The following is a 14,371-nucleotide window of genomic DNA, read 5'->3' as shown; positions in this document are numbered from 1 at the left end:
CGGGATTCACATCTTGGCGAAATTTGCAGCTTGCTACGTTTGTGTAGGGATTATTGGTGAGAATGCGAGTATCGATATCAATCAAAGGCTGCAATTCCGCCATTATTGAATACGGAAAACTCCCAAACTACTTTGAAATCCCTACACAAACGGATAATCAGGTGTTTTGGAGCTCCAAACGATACCCCAGACCGGTCTCCGTTTTGAGAAATTGGGGTTTCGCAGGGTCCTGCTCGATTTTTTTTCGCAATTGTGAGACATATAGCCGCAAGTTGCCGGAATCGTTGACATGTTCGCTGCCCCAAATTTCAGTCAATAAATCTTGTCTAGTTACTAAACGACCAACATTTTTTACCAGCATTTGCAACACTTTCCACTCTGTCGGAGTCAGTTGCACTCGCGTCTGTCGACCACGGAACTGTCTGAAAACCGAGTGTGTAGAAAGGTCAATAGTGACATGCCCCATGGTGATCAGTGGTGCGCCGCTCTCATGGGGAATCCGCCTGCACAGCGCACGTACACGCGCAAGGAGCTCATCCAATGCAACAGGTTTTGGCACGTACTCATCAGCACCTGCATCCAAGGCCTCAACAACTTCGGAAGTATCACCTAGCCCCGTGCCTCTTTGACCTGATACGACCAGAATTGGCACATCACTCCACCTACGGACACTACGAATCACTGTCAACCCGTCAATGTCTGGCAATTCCATATCTAGGAGTATTAAATCCGGTTTTTCCTCCGGAACCGCAGCTACGCAACCGCCTCCTTCAGACGCGATAGTAACTTCATACCCTTGCGTCAGCAGGGCGGCACGCAACATTTCTATGAATGTGCGATCGTCGTCCACAACAAGGATTTTCATTCACCCTCCCAGTGTCGCTTTCTTGAGCTGATATTCGTTGTGCTCATCAATGCCGACAGCTGCTCATACCTGATTTCACTATGGTTATAACCTTCCATCCTACCGGGAAAGGCTTGACGGTGTTGAATCTTCCGCCTAAACGGGAATAGTTCAATTAATTCTCTTCATCTTTGGCTGATGCTGTAGCAGAAGCGCTAGCACTCGTTGCATCTGTAGCCGCTGCAGCAACATGGTATTGCCGTATTTTGGGAGGAGTATATGACGCTATCCAATCGTTCAGCGATGACAACGTTGAGGTAAATAACAGTCTGTCCCTATCCTCTTGACTGAGGAAACCGTTGCTCACCATATTGTCGAACATGTTTGCCAATGGCTCCCAAAAGTGATCAACGTCAACAAAGATACAAGGATTGGCATTCAACCCCAGCCGAGCCCAAGAAAAAGCTTCGCTTATTTCCTCAAGAGTTCCAGGACCTCCCGGCAGAGCAAGGCACACATCACCAAGTTCGAGCATCATATGTTTACGGGCGGTCATATCAGGCACGACGCTGAGTTCAGTTAAACCTTTCATAGCGGCCCCACGATCTCTCAACAGCTCAGGAATCACACCATGCACTTTGCCACCACGTTCCAGCACTCTTGCTGCAACAATGCCCATCAATCCGACACTTCCTCCGCCATACACGAGTGTGCCATCATTGTCGACAATCCAGTTAGCAACTGCGGTTGCAGCCGCCTCGAATTTGGAGCTGTTACCACTTGCTGCACCGCAGTACACCACAATATTTCTGGACAATTCCGCTCCTCCGTCTATAGTGATTCGAGTTTGATGACGATGCCTCATACAGAAGGTCGAAGCAGATGGATATCCACGCTCATGCCAACTGGCTGAAAAACTTTTACATCAGCCGACAATGGTACCCCTATCCGCCTTTTGTACGATTGGCATTTCTGAACGAGGAGCTCGGAGAACTGGCTCAGGCTGTACGCACTCATGAAATAGGCAGAGACCATCCTGACGAGCGGCAACAAACCGAAACTGAGCAGCTGAATCATATCCGTGAGGAACTCGCTGACGTCTTCGACAATGTGCTGATTATGGCAGATAAGTACGGTTTAACACCAGACGATTTGATGGAAGCCAGCGAAGCTAAACTCCAGGCACGTTTTGGGACAACGACCACCCAGAATGCTGAAGACCGCAAATAATGGCGCTTATGATCTTTCTTCGGTAGACACTTCGATAACTTCTACAGTCTCGATAGCCTGAATTACCTTGGTGCCTTTGCTACGTTCATACAAGAAGGGCTCCGAAAAAACTTTGGTGAAAAAATCTATGAGTGGGCCCATGAAGAATGCTGTAATCAGCGTACCCAAACCAATCGAGGTGCCACAAAGGAATCCGACTCCGACACAAAATATATCTGTGCCAATACGACAGTATCTAAATGGAATTACCGTCCGCTCTGCAATAGTCAGAGCGATTGCATCGTAACCTGATACTCCCAGATCTGCCACGTAATACAAGGACGAAGAAAAGCACAGTACGATAACGCCGATAAGCAACAACACAAATCGTATTTGCCAGGAAACTACCGGCATCAGTGCATCAAGGATTCCCATGCCAAGCTGCGCTACGCTGCCGGTAACGAACACAGTAAACAGTGTTGCAACACCTAATCGATGGCGAGCGACAACTGCGACCGCCAACAGCATTATGACGTTAATGACAATGTATACCGTGTTGTAAGCGAAGCCTGATACCCTCCATAATCCCATTGCCAAAGAAGTAAAGGGATCTACGCCAAATGCAGCTTTACTAAAACAAGCTACGCTGGCACCGCATAGAAATACCCCTACAAAAGACATACCTAAACGTCTTCCAAAATGTTCAGTTTCAGCAATACGCTGCCGAACAATGTGTAACAACCGCATCACTGCACCTTCTTTCATGCGATAATTAATGAATTCCAAAGTAAAGGTGCGCAGAATGAAAAAGGTGCTCGAACACCGCGTATCGGCAGTCTCGTTGAACTTCATCTCTTGCGGTTATGAAGAAGGGGTTGCAGGGCAATCCTATGGACCTGCAACTCGTGACTATGACATGATCCATTTCGTGCTTTCGGGAGCGGGACACTACTACGCCAATGGGCAACATTTCAGAATCAGCAGCGGTCAGTGCTTTCTGGCACCTGCGTCGATAAATACCTTCTACCATGCCGACTCTGATAATCCTTGGACTTACTGCTGGGTCTGTTTCAGTGGCAACGATGCCCAAGCAGTGCTGCAACACTGCGGTTTTACTGATACACGATTGATTACGCGCATCCACGATGTAGAGGCCATACATACTCAAATAGAAACGATGATGGGATGCAGCACTCCGATTCCCTCGAATGAACTCTGCATTCAGAGTTTGCTGATGCAGATTTTGGCCACGGTGCAGCGTAACAGCGATAACACCTTTGCTCCCGATGAGGCCATTGATAGTTCCATCATTCAAGCAGCTGTGCGCTATGTTCAAGAGCATGGCGATAGACCGTTGAGAGTCGAAGAGCTGGCTGATGCCTTGTTCATCAGCCGTACACAACTTTTTACCTTGTTCAAGAAACATCTGTTGGTTTCCCCTCAAGAATTCATCATTCACGCGAAGATATCGGCAGCACGAGAGATGCTCGCCAAAAGTGATTCGAGTATCCGAGATATCGCACACGCTTGCGGTTATCACAATCAATTCGCTTTCTCACGTGCTTTTCGCAAAGATATTTCATTAACTCCGAGCGAATACAGAGCGTTATATCACCGCCCTACGCAACCTCTGCACCGCTGAGCGATACGGCAGAGACTCCGCTATTCAATCGATAACATCGGAATAGATCGAGTAGGCGTAGTGCTGAATGCTAAACCTTCTGGCTCATACCAACGGTATTGGCGATTGACGTCACCGTCTTCCCAGAGCTCAGGACAATCATTCAATTCCCAATCTAAGGGTTTGAGATGGATACGTTGTTGCGAGGCGATAAGCAATAATCCACGCATTTCGCATTCCTCTTGGGTAGTCATCACACCTGGCTTCGCTGAGATAAACATCGGAGTCCCACTACGAGCCAACAAATCTGACCATTGCCGGTTCATGCTCCAATCGATGCGTCCCATAATCCCTACACAGTCAGCATCCACATCGTAAAATGCTCCGTGCTGAGGGAGTCTGAAGGCCAATGAGTTTATGCCGATTTGCCGTGTTCGTTCCCAGTCCAGCCCACTGGTGTCATCGCCAATACGATTAATGTGCATCAACCCTGCCCCTAAATGGCCAATAGTGTTGCAACCAAGAATTATGGTCCCGTAGGAATGCGCTGTTTCATAGATAACCGTATACAGCTGTTTAACAACCTCAGCGTTCGTCATTGACTGGTTGTGGAAATGCCAATCTTCAGCTGTGATTAGAGGATTCATTTCAAAACCCCAGCGACCAAAGAGATCAAAGGTAGAGAAATCATGTTTGATTACTCGGTAACCCCATTCACACATCCGCTGCACATCATGAGCTATGTATGTCAGAGCATCTGGGTGCGTAGGATCGAGACAACCATTCAGAGGCGAGCGCCATGTCTCGGGGATATCTTCTGATTCGTTAAGCAGTAAACGAATCCAAATCCCAGGATTCACTCCCCTGTCAACAAGTGTGGCTGCCAGGGCTTGCATATCAGGAAATTTGCTGTTGCCCTGCGTCCATGGACCTCCGTTGTATTCATTGAGGCGATGATGCTCCTGCCAGCAGTCGTCAATGACGAGTGTGGGAGGATTAATCGCACCTTGAGTAAGGCCAAGAATATAGTCGGCATCCTTGAGAATTTCCTCCTCGGAACTGTCGCCATATGCGTAATACCAATTGTTGCTGCCATACACTGGCAGCTCTGGGAAAACGGGATTTGGGCACAGCTGCCGACAAAATTCATGTGCAGCAAAGAATGAGTCAACACCGGAGTAGTCTGTTCTCAACACCGTTGCAACAGTCAGCCGTCGTGAGCCGAGGACCACCCCGCTACCCCCGTTGCGCACATCAAGCACCAAAGTGATACCAGCGCTGTCAACCTGCCAGAAGCACATGGCGTTGGCCTGAACTTTTACACCAAAGGCATGTATGGCATCGCCGCTAACACAGAAAAAATACCAAGGCATAATTCTGTTGGGTCGTAGAGTTTGAAACCCCATCGTTCCATATCCGCGCTCCCACTCGTCACTGAGATAACGTCCGTCTGAGGGCAGATGTTTATTCCACCGAATTTTTAGGTACCGTATAGGAGTCGAGGGAGAAGATAAAGAGATTATGGTGCCCTCGCCCTGAGATACCAATGCTATTTGAGTATCCGCGAAATAGTTGGCATCTCGCACATATTCATGGCTTTCACACCCCGTATCACTAGTGACAGTAATCCAAGACGGCTCACCCATATCAACTGATGTTCTCAGCATCTACAACTCCCTTGTTGCTTGATGTATCTCTCGCTTGTTCCATTAAAGTCATATAGAGACAATAATGCGATGACGTTGCGTCTGGTCAATATTGCACAATGTTCACAGCACTACACGATCCATTGCCAGTTCATCTTCACGAGACTAGATACATCTCTACACGTCAGCTAAATCCAGCCGTCGAAAATGACCAAACTCTTCCCTGACGCGTTAGCAGCATAGCGGCATTAGTGCAGAGTTTGAGGCTGCAGATCACCTTGTTGCTTCGAAAATGCAGTCAACACCACACCCGCTATTACGACTATTCCTCCAATTATTTGCGACGCAGTGATTGCTTCTCCTGTTGTTATCGCCCATATTGCTGTGAATAGGGTAATGAGATTGAGAAATACGCCGGCTTTCCCCGAAGGTATTCGCGTCAAGGCCATATTCCACAGCACATACGACAGGCATGAGGGAAACACAGCTATGAACAACAACGATGCGAAGGCAGTGCCACTTGAAGGCAGAGTTACTCCTACAACGGGCGCTGCCAATCCCAATGCAACGGACACCATAACCGATTGGACACAAACGGAGGTAACCGGCGGCAATTGTGGCCCCATCCTCCCAGCGATACTGTATGCAGTCCATACAAGAATCGCTCCAATCATTAGTAAAGCACCCGGGCCGAAGGCGCTGCTAAACAATGTGGAGAAATTTCCATGAGTAAGCACAATCAGTACACCAAATAATGCCACGGCAATGCCGATTCCACCTCGCCAGCCAGGACGCTCGTGAAGGAACACCATCGCGGCGATTGCAATCAGCGCTGGGTTAGCCGCATTAATCAGCGATGCCTCAAATGCTGTTGATACATGCAAAGCGGCATACAGGAGAAAGTTATATGCAAACATACCCAGAACGGCCTGCATCAACAAAAATGGCCAGTGGGAAAGCACTTTGCGCCAGTCAGGATGTTCAAGGAATTGAGCGATAACAGCAAGCGGAATCACAGCAAGCGTCCAACGGAGAAAAACAATACTGAATGGAGTCATGCTTTCAACCGCCAGATGGCCGAACACATAATTGCCGGCCCAAAAAGCAGCAGCAGCTACTAGTGCAATGAAAGCTTGCGAGCGTTGCTTCATTGCCTCTCCTCAATCAAACGGTCATACTTGGCGATTTTTGCTTGTATTGAAATCATGGATGAGTCGATTTCCTCACGTCTTCGCGCTAATTCCTCAAGATGCTCTTCAAGAAGCTTTTTTCTACCGGTCAGCGTGTGACGTCCACCGTCTCGCAAAGAGTCAAATTCCCTGATGGTAGTGAGTGGGACACCTGCGCGGCGGAGCCAATGAGCGCAAGCAATTTTTTCCAAATCGAGTTCGCTGTATCGTCGTAAGCCACCTGAAGTCCGGCCCGCTGGCGATAGGATTCCTTCACGCTCGTAATATCGCAAAGTGTCTGCCGACACTCCCGTTCGTTCTGCCGCCTGGCCTATTGACCAACGCGGCACTGACCATTCTTCAGGAGCGCCATCGGATTCGCCGAGTAAACGCACTGTTGCTGTGTGACTACGCATACAGGTGATTGTAGAACTTGGAGTTAACTCCAAGTCAAGGGCGATAGCTACATTTCTTTGTGACTTATATAATCCGCAGTGCTGCTTTCTAAGAACACCCGGACGCTACTAGATCCATAACACCTCAAATTCGCACAGCTTTGGCGGCGGGCGCTGTCGCTCCTTCTGCTACAGGCATGATACTTGCCTTTTTGATACTTTATGGCACTAGGTATTGTCTGGTAATGAACATTACTTTTCAGGAATTTCCTCATACAATGGTTCTCGGGGAAGCGCAGATGAAGAATATAAGGATGAGCATGAAGGACAAGAGCGAAAAAGGCGACAGCCCACAAGCCGAAGCATATCCAGAAAACGTCGAAACTCTCGTCATTCCAGGCTCACACAAACGGAACAAGACTGGCATTATCGTAGCCATTTTCTGTGTATTAGTCAGTGCGCTAGCAGCCTTGAGCGTGTGGTTCTGGTGGAACAACTACCGTAAGTTCTCCGTGCAAGTCAACAATATAGCCGTGCAAGTCACAGGCAAACAGTCACTCAGCGACGTGCTCACTGAACATCAGGATTTTAATAAAAAACCAGGAAAATTACTCTCGCTTAGCGGTAAGACCCTTGAGAGCAAAGGTGGTGCGCCTATTTCGGTACGGCAAAATGGCACCAGTATCAGCGCTGAACAATTAGGCAGCACTTATCTTCATGAGCATGATTCACTCATAGTGCAAAACGGAAAAGACGTGTCAGAGAAACACAAGGTGCATGAAAAGGATATTCCTTTTAGCACTAGCATCACCACAGGTGGAGCAATTCAATTCGTTGAGCAGCAAGGTAAAACAGGTAAACAGGAATATTGGGTGGGCGACCGTTCAGGTGAACAGGTCGATAAGACCGTGACAGTACAACCGACTGAGCTCAAAATTAATTCCTTGAGTCCAAAACCTCCGGCGGACAAGAAAGTCATCGCTCTGACCTTTGACGATGGTCCTAGTAACTTCACAGCTCCGATTCTCGACATTCTTAAGAGCAAGGGAGCAAAAGCAACCTTCTTTGATATTGGCAAACAATCTGCAGAAATGCCACAGATGGAACGCCAAATACTGGCAGATGGTAATCAGGTTGCCAGCCATAGCAACAGTCATCCTGATTTGACCACTTTAGGCCGTGACTCGTTGCGTACAGAACTCGAGACCGGGTTCAACGCAATCAACACCGCTTCGAACACCAAGTCCCGCATGCTCCGAGCTCCCTACGGGGCGTTTAACAAGCAATGCTGGACAGACGCTGCAGACATGGTCAGCTCTAACATCATATGGACCACCGATACATTAGATTGGAAAAAGCCAGGAGAGCAGGAAATCAAGGATCAAGTGCTCAAACATGCATACTCCGGAGCCATTGTATTAATGCACGATGGTGGTGGCGATAGAACCGAGGATGTAAATGTGCTGCCTTCCATCATTGATAGCTTGCACGCTCAGGGCTACGAATTAGTCACGGTGGATGACCTCATCAAGATGGATGGTCGATTCCCTAAATGGGTTGCTAACAATGAGGTAGCTCCACAAGCGAACTGAGCCCGATTTTCACTTTTTTGCTTGCAGTTATACATCAGTGGACGCGAAAAGGTCTATCTGCAGGGCTACAACTCACGAATTTCACAGGAGCGTTCGTTTGTGTAGTGATTTATGGCGTACCCAATACTATGCTGCCCTCTAGAAGCTTGGAATTCCGCCATTCTTCGATTTTACAAGTCCCAGTATCTATCAAAATCCCTACACAAAGAGCATTCAGTCGCAAAGCGCCTCGAGACGCAGCGAACGTTCAGAAATGATTCAGAGAATTTGCCTTTGCGTTGTATGCAACTGTGATGTTCTGTGAAGAAAACAGCAAGTCTGCTGCGTTTCTATAGAACCATGAACACATATAGGAGCACCACAGACAACAGTCCGAGGCAACATGGAGCAGCACAGCTCAGCACGGCAATCGTTGAGCGTCGTGGAGATCCCAGCTATGTTGATGCAGATATTGTGATTCCCGTTTATAACGAGGAACATACTTTGGAGACCTGCATCAAGAAACTTAGCGCATATTTGACAGCACAATCAGCCTCCGCAAATGCTTTCTCTTGGAATATCATCATCGCAGACAATGCCAGCACGGATCGGACATGGGAAGTTGCCTGCACATTATGCGAGCAATACCCAGTCGTGCTACGAGCAGTGCGAATCGGGCGTAAAGGCCGCGGAGCGGCGCTAAAAAATGCCTGGTCAGAATCACTTGCTCGCGTGGTTTCATACATGGATGTTGACTTGTCGACGGATATACAATGCACCGGTACTCTCATCGGTTCGCTGCTCGCAGGCGGCGCTGATGTTGCGATTGGCTCGCGCCTGCTCCAACAATCAGATGTCACCAGATCAACAAAACGTGAGTTCATCTCTCGCACCTATAATCTCATGCTCAGAACATACCTTGGTGTGAAATTCCACGACGCTCAATGCGGATTCAAAGCACTTACCGCGCGAGCAGCAGACGCTTTACTGCCTCAAGTTCAAGACAATGAGTGGTTCTTTGATACAGAGTTGTTGGTTTTAGCAGAGCGACGCGGTATGCAAATTTACGAAATTCCTGTGACCTGGGTGGAAGACAGCGACAGCAGAGTCAACATTCCAGACACAGTAAGTAAAGACATATCTGGCATGCGGCGAATGCGGCAAGATATACGCAAAGAAGGCAACGGTACCATCGCGAATTCGTATGCGCATCTTGGATGGGGAGCCCAAAGCCAACATGAATTACGCGGGTCGTTGATCGAACTCGCCAACGTGAAAGTGAGCGCATAATGACCGAACAATTCGGCACCCCACTCGCCTCTACATCAGCTGCATCACATGGCACCCGATCAACGCGCAAAGGCCACGAACGATCCCGAGCCGATCGACACCAATCACGTTCAGGAATTGCCTTGTACCGACTGCCTAAACGAAGACTTTCCGATTGGGTACTGCTAGGAATGCTGCTGGCGGCAGCTATAGCTGCATATTTTATCAATCTCACAGCATCTGGTTATGCTAATGAATTCTATTCAGCTGCTGCCCAAGCCGGATCAGTAAACTGGGAATCCTTCTTATGGGGATCTCTGGACTCTGGAAATGCAATCACCGTTGATAAACCCCCTGCATCGATTTGGCTTATGGCGCTTTCGGTGCGCATCTTTGGTCTCAGCTCTTTTGCTATCCTGCTTCCTCAAGCGATTATGGGCGTATTAACCACATATTTGCTTTATGCCACAATCCGCAGATATTGGGGTAATACAGCAGGCTTAACTACTGGCATTATCTTCGTTCTCACACCTGTTGCAGCACTAATGTTTCGCTTCAATAATCCTGATGCTCTGTTGATCCTGCTCATGGTAGGTGCAGCACACGCTGTGCTACGCGCTCTCGAATATGCTGCCACAAAGGCAGGCAACCGTCGACGCACTTGGTGGATGATTCTTGCTGGGGTCTTAATCGGCTTCGGCTTCCTCACCAAGCAAATGCAAGTATTCCTAGTACTTCCAGGTTTTGCTCTAGCATTCCTCATCGCATCTCCAACAGGTTTTTGGCGACGAATAGTTGACGGCTTCGTTGCAGTCGGCAGTATTATCGTCGCAGCGGGCTGGTGGGTAGCTTTGACCGTTCTCGTCCCGTCAGGTTCGCGTCCATACATCGGCGGATCTCAAAACAACTCCTTCTTGGAATTAACCTTTGGTTATAACGGTTTCGGCCGACTCACAGGAAGTGAGGAAGGATCCGTTGTACCAGGTGGCTCATCCACTGGGGGCACAAGTGGTGGCATGTGGGGCGAGACGGGCTGGACACGTTTGTTTGATGGTGAATACGGCACTCAAATCGCATGGCTTGCTCCATTGGCATTCGCAGGAATCTTCATTGGTCTTATCGCTGTAGGACGTGCAGTTCGTATTGACTTGAGACGTGCGAGCGTGATTGTTTTTGGTGGTTGGCTCGTAGTCATATGGTTAACATTCAGCTTCATGGCAGGCATATTCCACCAGTACTACACCGTTGCACTTGCTCCCGCAGTTGCAGTTCTTGCAGCTATCGCTGTGATGGGATTGTGGGTTGCGCGTAAATCGTTGTGGTCAAGAATTGTAGCGCCCGCATTGATGTTAGTTTCTGCCTATTGGGCCTTTACTCTTGCAGGGCGGAGCAGCTGGCTCCCATGGTTGAAGTGGTGCATACTCGGTATAGGAATTCTTGCCGCCATAGTGTTGATCATTGCCGCTCTGGCATCTTCTAGACGGATTGCTATAGCAGGCATCGCACTTTCAGCAGTGTCGTTACTCTCCGGACCTTTTGCATGGACCGCGTACACTATCAGCACTGGTCACACTGGGTCTATTGTGCTCGCAGGTCCGAGTGTGACATCTTCCACCGGAATGGGAGGAATGGGCGGCGGTATGGGCCAAGGTGGCGGACCTGGTGGCAATCAGGGGGGCACATCTGGAACGTCAGAATCCACAGAGTCCGATACCAGCCAACAACAATATGGCAGCAATCAGGAGCCTCCTTCCGGTGGTCCTGGCCAAAATTCTGGAAGCGCTCCTGAAGCGCCGAATCCTTCAATGGGACAGCCACCGAGTTCCGGCAATGGGAGTGGGACAGGTCCAGGCGGAGCCGCAGGCGGGACGATGGGCGAAGGCTCTATGAGCGAGGGCACAACAGGCTCAGCAGGCGAAATGGGCAACGGTTCAACTGGTGGTGGCATGGGTATGGGCGGAAGTTCCGCTAGTTCCAAAATCGTGTCAATGCTAGAAAAATCATCCAGCTCCTACCGTTGGGCAGCAGCAACAACCGGTTCGCAGAATGCCGCAAGTTACCAGCTCGCTTCGCAAAAGGCTGTTATGGCAATAGGCGGTTTCAACGGTTCAGATCCCGCTCCAACTCTCAAACAGTTCAAGCAATACGTTAAGCAAGGGCTGATCCACTACTACATAGCAGGTTCCTCAATGGGGGGCACACAAATGGGCGGTTCTGGCGCAGCATCTGAGATTGCTAGCTGGGTAGCCAAGCACTACACAGCAACTACCGTAGATGGTGTGACCATATATGACCTCTCTGCTGATGCGTCCTAAGATTTAGTAGGCAATACGCATGAAACTGTGCAATAGCGCACGATGCTCCGCGAAATTCTCGGATTCCTCGTGCGGTATTGCACAGTTTTGCGTGAAGCGAGGTGCCTCGAGACAAGACTGGAATGCCCGGCAGCTCAGGGCCAGACATCACATTGCAAGACAGTGCACTGCATAACAAGGGAAGCACATCTGATTCCAGACCGAGGACATCATAGATAGGTGTTCTTTCACCCTCCAGTAGCTAGGGTGCTTCAGCCTCTACTCTCTAGGCGTGTGGCCATAAATCTTGGTGCGTAAACGATGCTGGTATAACATCCGCATGATTCAACGACCTAGACGTATCCCGGCATTTCGCCGGAGGTTGAATTTCACCGAAGGGTTGACGACCGAAGCACGTAAGTGTTGACTTATCAATAGTTGACTTATCAAGCATTTACTTATCAAGTATTTACTAAAGGATCCTCGCAGTCCTTGTAAGACTGTGCGTTTCAGAGCAGGAAAAACTTTTGGCAGACGAACGAATGGCAGTTCTGCTAGCAACGAGCCGGCTTAACTCAAAGATCAGCACATCCTTTGAAGCTTGCACCGGCAGCAGTATCGCTAGATTTACTATTTTGTATGCTTTGAGCGATTCACCGTCGCTCTCACAAACAGAACTGCGCGCAATCCTAGGCATTAATGCCAGCGCAGTAACGCGGCACCTACAACTGTTAGAAGACCGTGGACTTATCCGCAGAAATCGTAACGCGGAAGATCAGCGAAACGTTGCAGTGTCCATAACTGAGACAGGTTCGAAGCTCATCACTGAGTGCTCAAACAAACGAGAGTTATTTCTAAGCTCATTATTTGACGGTATGAACAGCACTGAAATTGAGACTCTACTCAAAGCGGTATCCACTATCGAATCGCATCTTGACCAAGCAACAGTAGCCTATAGAAACCCGAATCTTGACAACACCACCAGCATCAGTATCCATGAAAAAGAGATTCTACGATGACCCAACTCACCACAAATAACTTCACTCAAATACTCGAGGGACGGCGTTCGATCCGTAAATATGATCCAACGGTGAAAATTTCACGCGAAGAAATGTTGCAAATGCTCAATGAAGCAGCTAAAGCTCCATCGTCTGTGAATATACAACCTTGGAGATTCCTTATTGTTCAATCCGATGAGGGGAAGGCGAAGCTCAACCCTCTTATCCGTTTTAATAAGCGACAGAATAAGAGCTCTTCAGCGATGATTGTGGTGTTAGGCGATATGCGTTGTTACGAGTATGCAGATCGCATATATGGACAAGCTGCAGAGAAAGGCATTATGCCTAAACTTATGGCTAAAGCTCAACTATCAGTCATTGTCCCAACATATAAGAAATACAGCCTCAGCAAAATGAATGATGTAGTCAAAATTGATTCGAGCCTATTTGCTATGCAGTTCATGCTTATCGCGCGCTCTCATGGCTATGACACCAATCCCATTGGAGGATTTGAAGAGGATCAGGTAGCTGAAGCTTTTGAACTTGACGCCGAGCGATATGTCCCAGTTCTCATCATGTCAATCGGTAAAGCCGCTGCCGAAGGCCACGAATCTGTTCGGTTACCAGCGGAAGATCTCACTTGGTGGAGCTGACATATCAAGTCTCGAGTTTCTATTCGTTTACTGCAACGTACTGTGTGAAAGGATTACAACTTGTTAGATACCGCCGGATCGATTCTGATATTGCTAGCTGGCGCGCTACACGGTTTCATTTTTATTCTGGAATCATTCATGTGGACCAAAGAATCCACAATGATAACTTTCTCGATTCACGATAAAGAAGAAGCTAAAGCAACGCGTGAAATGGCATTTAACCAAGGCTTCTACAATCTTTTCCTGGGCATCATGGCTGTTCTAGGAGCAATTCTGGATTTCATTGGGGCACACACAATAGGCATCACTTTGATGTTTGCCGGCGGCATATCGATGATTCTAGCTGCCACTGTGTTACTTATCTCAAGCCCTGGGAAACGCAGCGCTGCGATGAAACAAATCACATTGCCACTTCTTGGAATAATACTTCTGTCCTTCTCGCTCATTGCAGCGAATTAATTCTCGTACTCAAGATAATCGCACTGTGCACACTATGCGCACTGTTCTCGTTGTTGCCTGTCTCATGTTTGGTCTTAACGATGCTCCAAATCGGTTTAATGGGGAGAAATAGCCGACAAACTCAGCTCGGGAAATTGCAAACACAATGGAATAACAAGGAAACTCAATAGAGCGGGCGACGGGAATCGAACCCGCCTCTGAAGCTTGGGAAGCTTCCATTCTACCGATGAACTACGCCCGCAC

The 14,371-nt window shown here is 48.5% G+C and carries 14 protein-coding genes and 1 tRNA gene; 8 read left to right on the top strand and 7 right to left on the bottom strand.

The annotated features are described in order from the left end of the window. Positions 1-157 precede the first annotated feature (157 nt). Positions 158-865 (bottom strand): response regulator transcription factor, encoded by a 708-nt coding sequence (locus LKI20_RS01790; protein WP_291769048.1) that lies wholly within the window; start codon positions 863-865, stop codon positions 158-160. 154 nt (positions 866-1,019) lie between these two features. Next, positions 1,020-1,661, bottom strand: coding sequence for a TIGR00730 family Rossman fold protein (locus LKI20_RS01785; protein WP_291769046.1), 642 nt, complete (start codon positions 1,659-1,661; stop codon positions 1,020-1,022). Positions 1,662-1,726: 65 nt separating this feature from the next. Here LKI20_RS01785 and LKI20_RS01780 point away from each other — a divergent pair, with 65 nt between their 5' ends. Then, entirely contained in the window at positions 1,727-2,074 is a 348-nt protein-coding gene (locus tag LKI20_RS01780; protein ID WP_291769043.1) for a MazG-like family protein, read from the top strand. A 6-nt stretch (positions 2,075-2,080) separates the two neighbouring features. On the opposite strand, the gene LKI20_RS01775 is transcribed toward LKI20_RS01780, so the two are convergent. Beyond that, positions 2,081-2,800 (bottom strand): YczE/YyaS/YitT family protein, encoded by a 720-nt coding sequence (locus LKI20_RS01775; protein WP_291769040.1) that lies wholly within the window; start codon positions 2,798-2,800, stop codon positions 2,081-2,083. Positions 2,801-2,855: 55 nt separating this feature from the next. On the opposite strand from LKI20_RS01775, the gene LKI20_RS01770 reads away from it, so the two are divergent. Further along, on the top strand, positions 2,856-3,695 hold the full coding sequence (locus LKI20_RS01770; protein WP_291769037.1) for an AraC family transcriptional regulator: 840 nt from the start codon (positions 2,856-2,858) through the stop codon (positions 3,693-3,695). Positions 3,696-3,715: 20 nt separating this feature from the next. Here LKI20_RS01770 and LKI20_RS01765 read toward each other — a convergent pair whose 3' ends face one another. The 3 genes from LKI20_RS01765 to LKI20_RS01755 all read right to left on the bottom strand — a co-directional run bounded on the left by LKI20_RS01765 (position 3,716) and on the right by LKI20_RS01755 (position 6,905). After that, positions 3,716-5,341 (bottom strand): hypothetical protein, encoded by a 1,626-nt coding sequence (locus LKI20_RS01765; RefSeq protein WP_291769034.1) that lies wholly within the window; start codon positions 5,339-5,341, stop codon positions 3,716-3,718. A 227-nt stretch (positions 5,342-5,568) separates the two neighbouring features. Further along, the gene (locus LKI20_RS01760; protein WP_291769031.1) at positions 5,569-6,471 is read right to left on the bottom strand and encodes a DMT family transporter; all 903 of its coding nucleotides are present in this window, start codon (positions 6,469-6,471) and stop codon (positions 5,569-5,571) included. Beyond that, on the bottom strand, positions 6,468-6,905 hold the full coding sequence (locus LKI20_RS01755; protein ID WP_291769027.1) for a MerR family DNA-binding transcriptional regulator: 438 nt from the start codon (positions 6,903-6,905) through the stop codon (positions 6,468-6,470). The genes LKI20_RS01760 and LKI20_RS01755 overlap by 4 nt, the downstream gene beginning before the upstream one ends. 299 nt (positions 6,906-7,204) lie before the next feature. Here LKI20_RS01755 and LKI20_RS01750 point away from each other — a divergent pair, with 299 nt between their 5' ends. From LKI20_RS01750 to LKI20_RS01725, 6 genes are all read left to right on the top strand, one after another. Continuing rightward, positions 7,205-8,476 (top strand): polysaccharide deacetylase family protein, encoded by a 1,272-nt coding sequence (locus tag LKI20_RS01750; RefSeq protein WP_291769024.1) that lies wholly within the window; start codon positions 7,205-7,207, stop codon positions 8,474-8,476. Between the two features lie 339 nt (positions 8,477-8,815). Next, complete coding sequence (locus LKI20_RS01745) at positions 8,816-9,745, top strand: dolichyl-phosphate beta-glucosyltransferase (RefSeq protein ID WP_291769021.1); 930 nt, start codon at positions 8,816-8,818, stop codon at positions 9,743-9,745. Continuing rightward, complete coding sequence (locus tag LKI20_RS01740; RefSeq protein WP_291769019.1) at positions 9,745-12,039, top strand: ArnT family glycosyltransferase; 2,295 nt, start codon at positions 9,745-9,747, stop codon at positions 12,037-12,039. The genes LKI20_RS01745 and LKI20_RS01740 overlap by 1 nt, the downstream gene beginning before the upstream one ends. 506 nt (positions 12,040-12,545) lie before the next feature. Further along, positions 12,546-13,037: a MarR family winged helix-turn-helix transcriptional regulator gene (locus LKI20_RS01735; protein WP_291769017.1), complete on the top strand. Its 492-nt coding sequence runs from the start codon at positions 12,546-12,548 to the stop codon at positions 13,035-13,037. Then, positions 13,034-13,669: a nitroreductase family protein gene (locus LKI20_RS01730; protein ID WP_291769015.1), complete on the top strand. Its 636-nt coding sequence runs from the start codon at positions 13,034-13,036 to the stop codon at positions 13,667-13,669. Before LKI20_RS01735 ends, LKI20_RS01730 begins: the two co-directional genes overlap by 4 nt. Before the next feature lie 60 nt (positions 13,670-13,729). Further along, positions 13,730-14,128: a DUF1304 domain-containing protein gene (locus tag LKI20_RS01725; protein WP_291769013.1), complete on the top strand. Its 399-nt coding sequence runs from the start codon at positions 13,730-13,732 to the stop codon at positions 14,126-14,128. A 170-nt stretch (positions 14,129-14,298) separates the two neighbouring features. On the opposite strand, the gene LKI20_RS01720 is transcribed toward LKI20_RS01725, so the two are convergent. Further along, a tRNA-Gly gene (locus tag LKI20_RS01720) sits at positions 14,299-14,369 on the bottom strand. Positions 14,370-14,371: the final 2 nt, after the last annotated feature.

The sequence above is a fragment of the Bifidobacterium sp. genome, from assembly GCF_022647885.1.
Classification (GTDB): Bacteria; Actinomycetota; Actinomycetes; order Actinomycetales; family Bifidobacteriaceae; genus Bombiscardovia.
Note: the sequence above shows the minus strand (reverse complement) of the source record. Positions and strands in the feature narration are given on the sequence as shown.

What these genes read in the sequence shown, in the direction of transcription:
- LKI20_RS01765 (WP_291769034.1), bottom strand. Translation starts at nt 5,341, where the DNA reads ATGCTGAGAACATCAGTTGATATGGGTGAGCCGTCTTGGATTACTGTC.
- LKI20_RS01770 (WP_291769037.1), top strand. Translation starts at nt 2,856, where the DNA reads ATGAAAAAGGTGCTCGAACACCGCGTATCGGCAGTCTCGTTGAACTTC.
- LKI20_RS01745 (WP_291769021.1), top strand. Translation starts at nt 8,816, where the DNA reads ATGAACACATATAGGAGCACCACAGACAACAGTCCGAGGCAACATGGA.
- LKI20_RS01775 (WP_291769040.1), bottom strand. Translation starts at nt 2,800, where the DNA reads ATGCGGTTGTTACACATTGTTCGGCAGCGTATTGCTGAAACTGAACAT.
- LKI20_RS01790 (WP_291769048.1), bottom strand. Translation starts at nt 865, where the DNA reads ATGAAAATCCTTGTTGTGGACGACGATCGCACATTCATAGAAATGTTG.
- LKI20_RS01750 (WP_291769024.1), top strand. Translation starts at nt 7,205, where the DNA reads ATGAAGGACAAGAGCGAAAAAGGCGACAGCCCACAAGCCGAAGCATAT.
- LKI20_RS01780 (WP_291769043.1), top strand. Translation starts at nt 1,727, where the DNA reads ATGGATATCCACGCTCATGCCAACTGGCTGAAAAACTTTTACATCAGC.
- LKI20_RS01730 (WP_291769015.1), top strand. Translation starts at nt 13,034, where the DNA reads ATGACCCAACTCACCACAAATAACTTCACTCAAATACTCGAGGGACGG.
- LKI20_RS01755 (WP_291769027.1), bottom strand. Translation starts at nt 6,905, where the DNA reads ATGCGTAGTCACACAGCAACAGTGCGTTTACTCGGCGAATCCGATGGC.
- LKI20_RS01740 (WP_291769019.1), top strand. Translation starts at nt 9,745, where the DNA reads ATGACCGAACAATTCGGCACCCCACTCGCCTCTACATCAGCTGCATCA.
- LKI20_RS01760 (WP_291769031.1), bottom strand. Translation starts at nt 6,471, where the DNA reads ATGAAGCAACGCTCGCAAGCTTTCATTGCACTAGTAGCTGCTGCTGCT.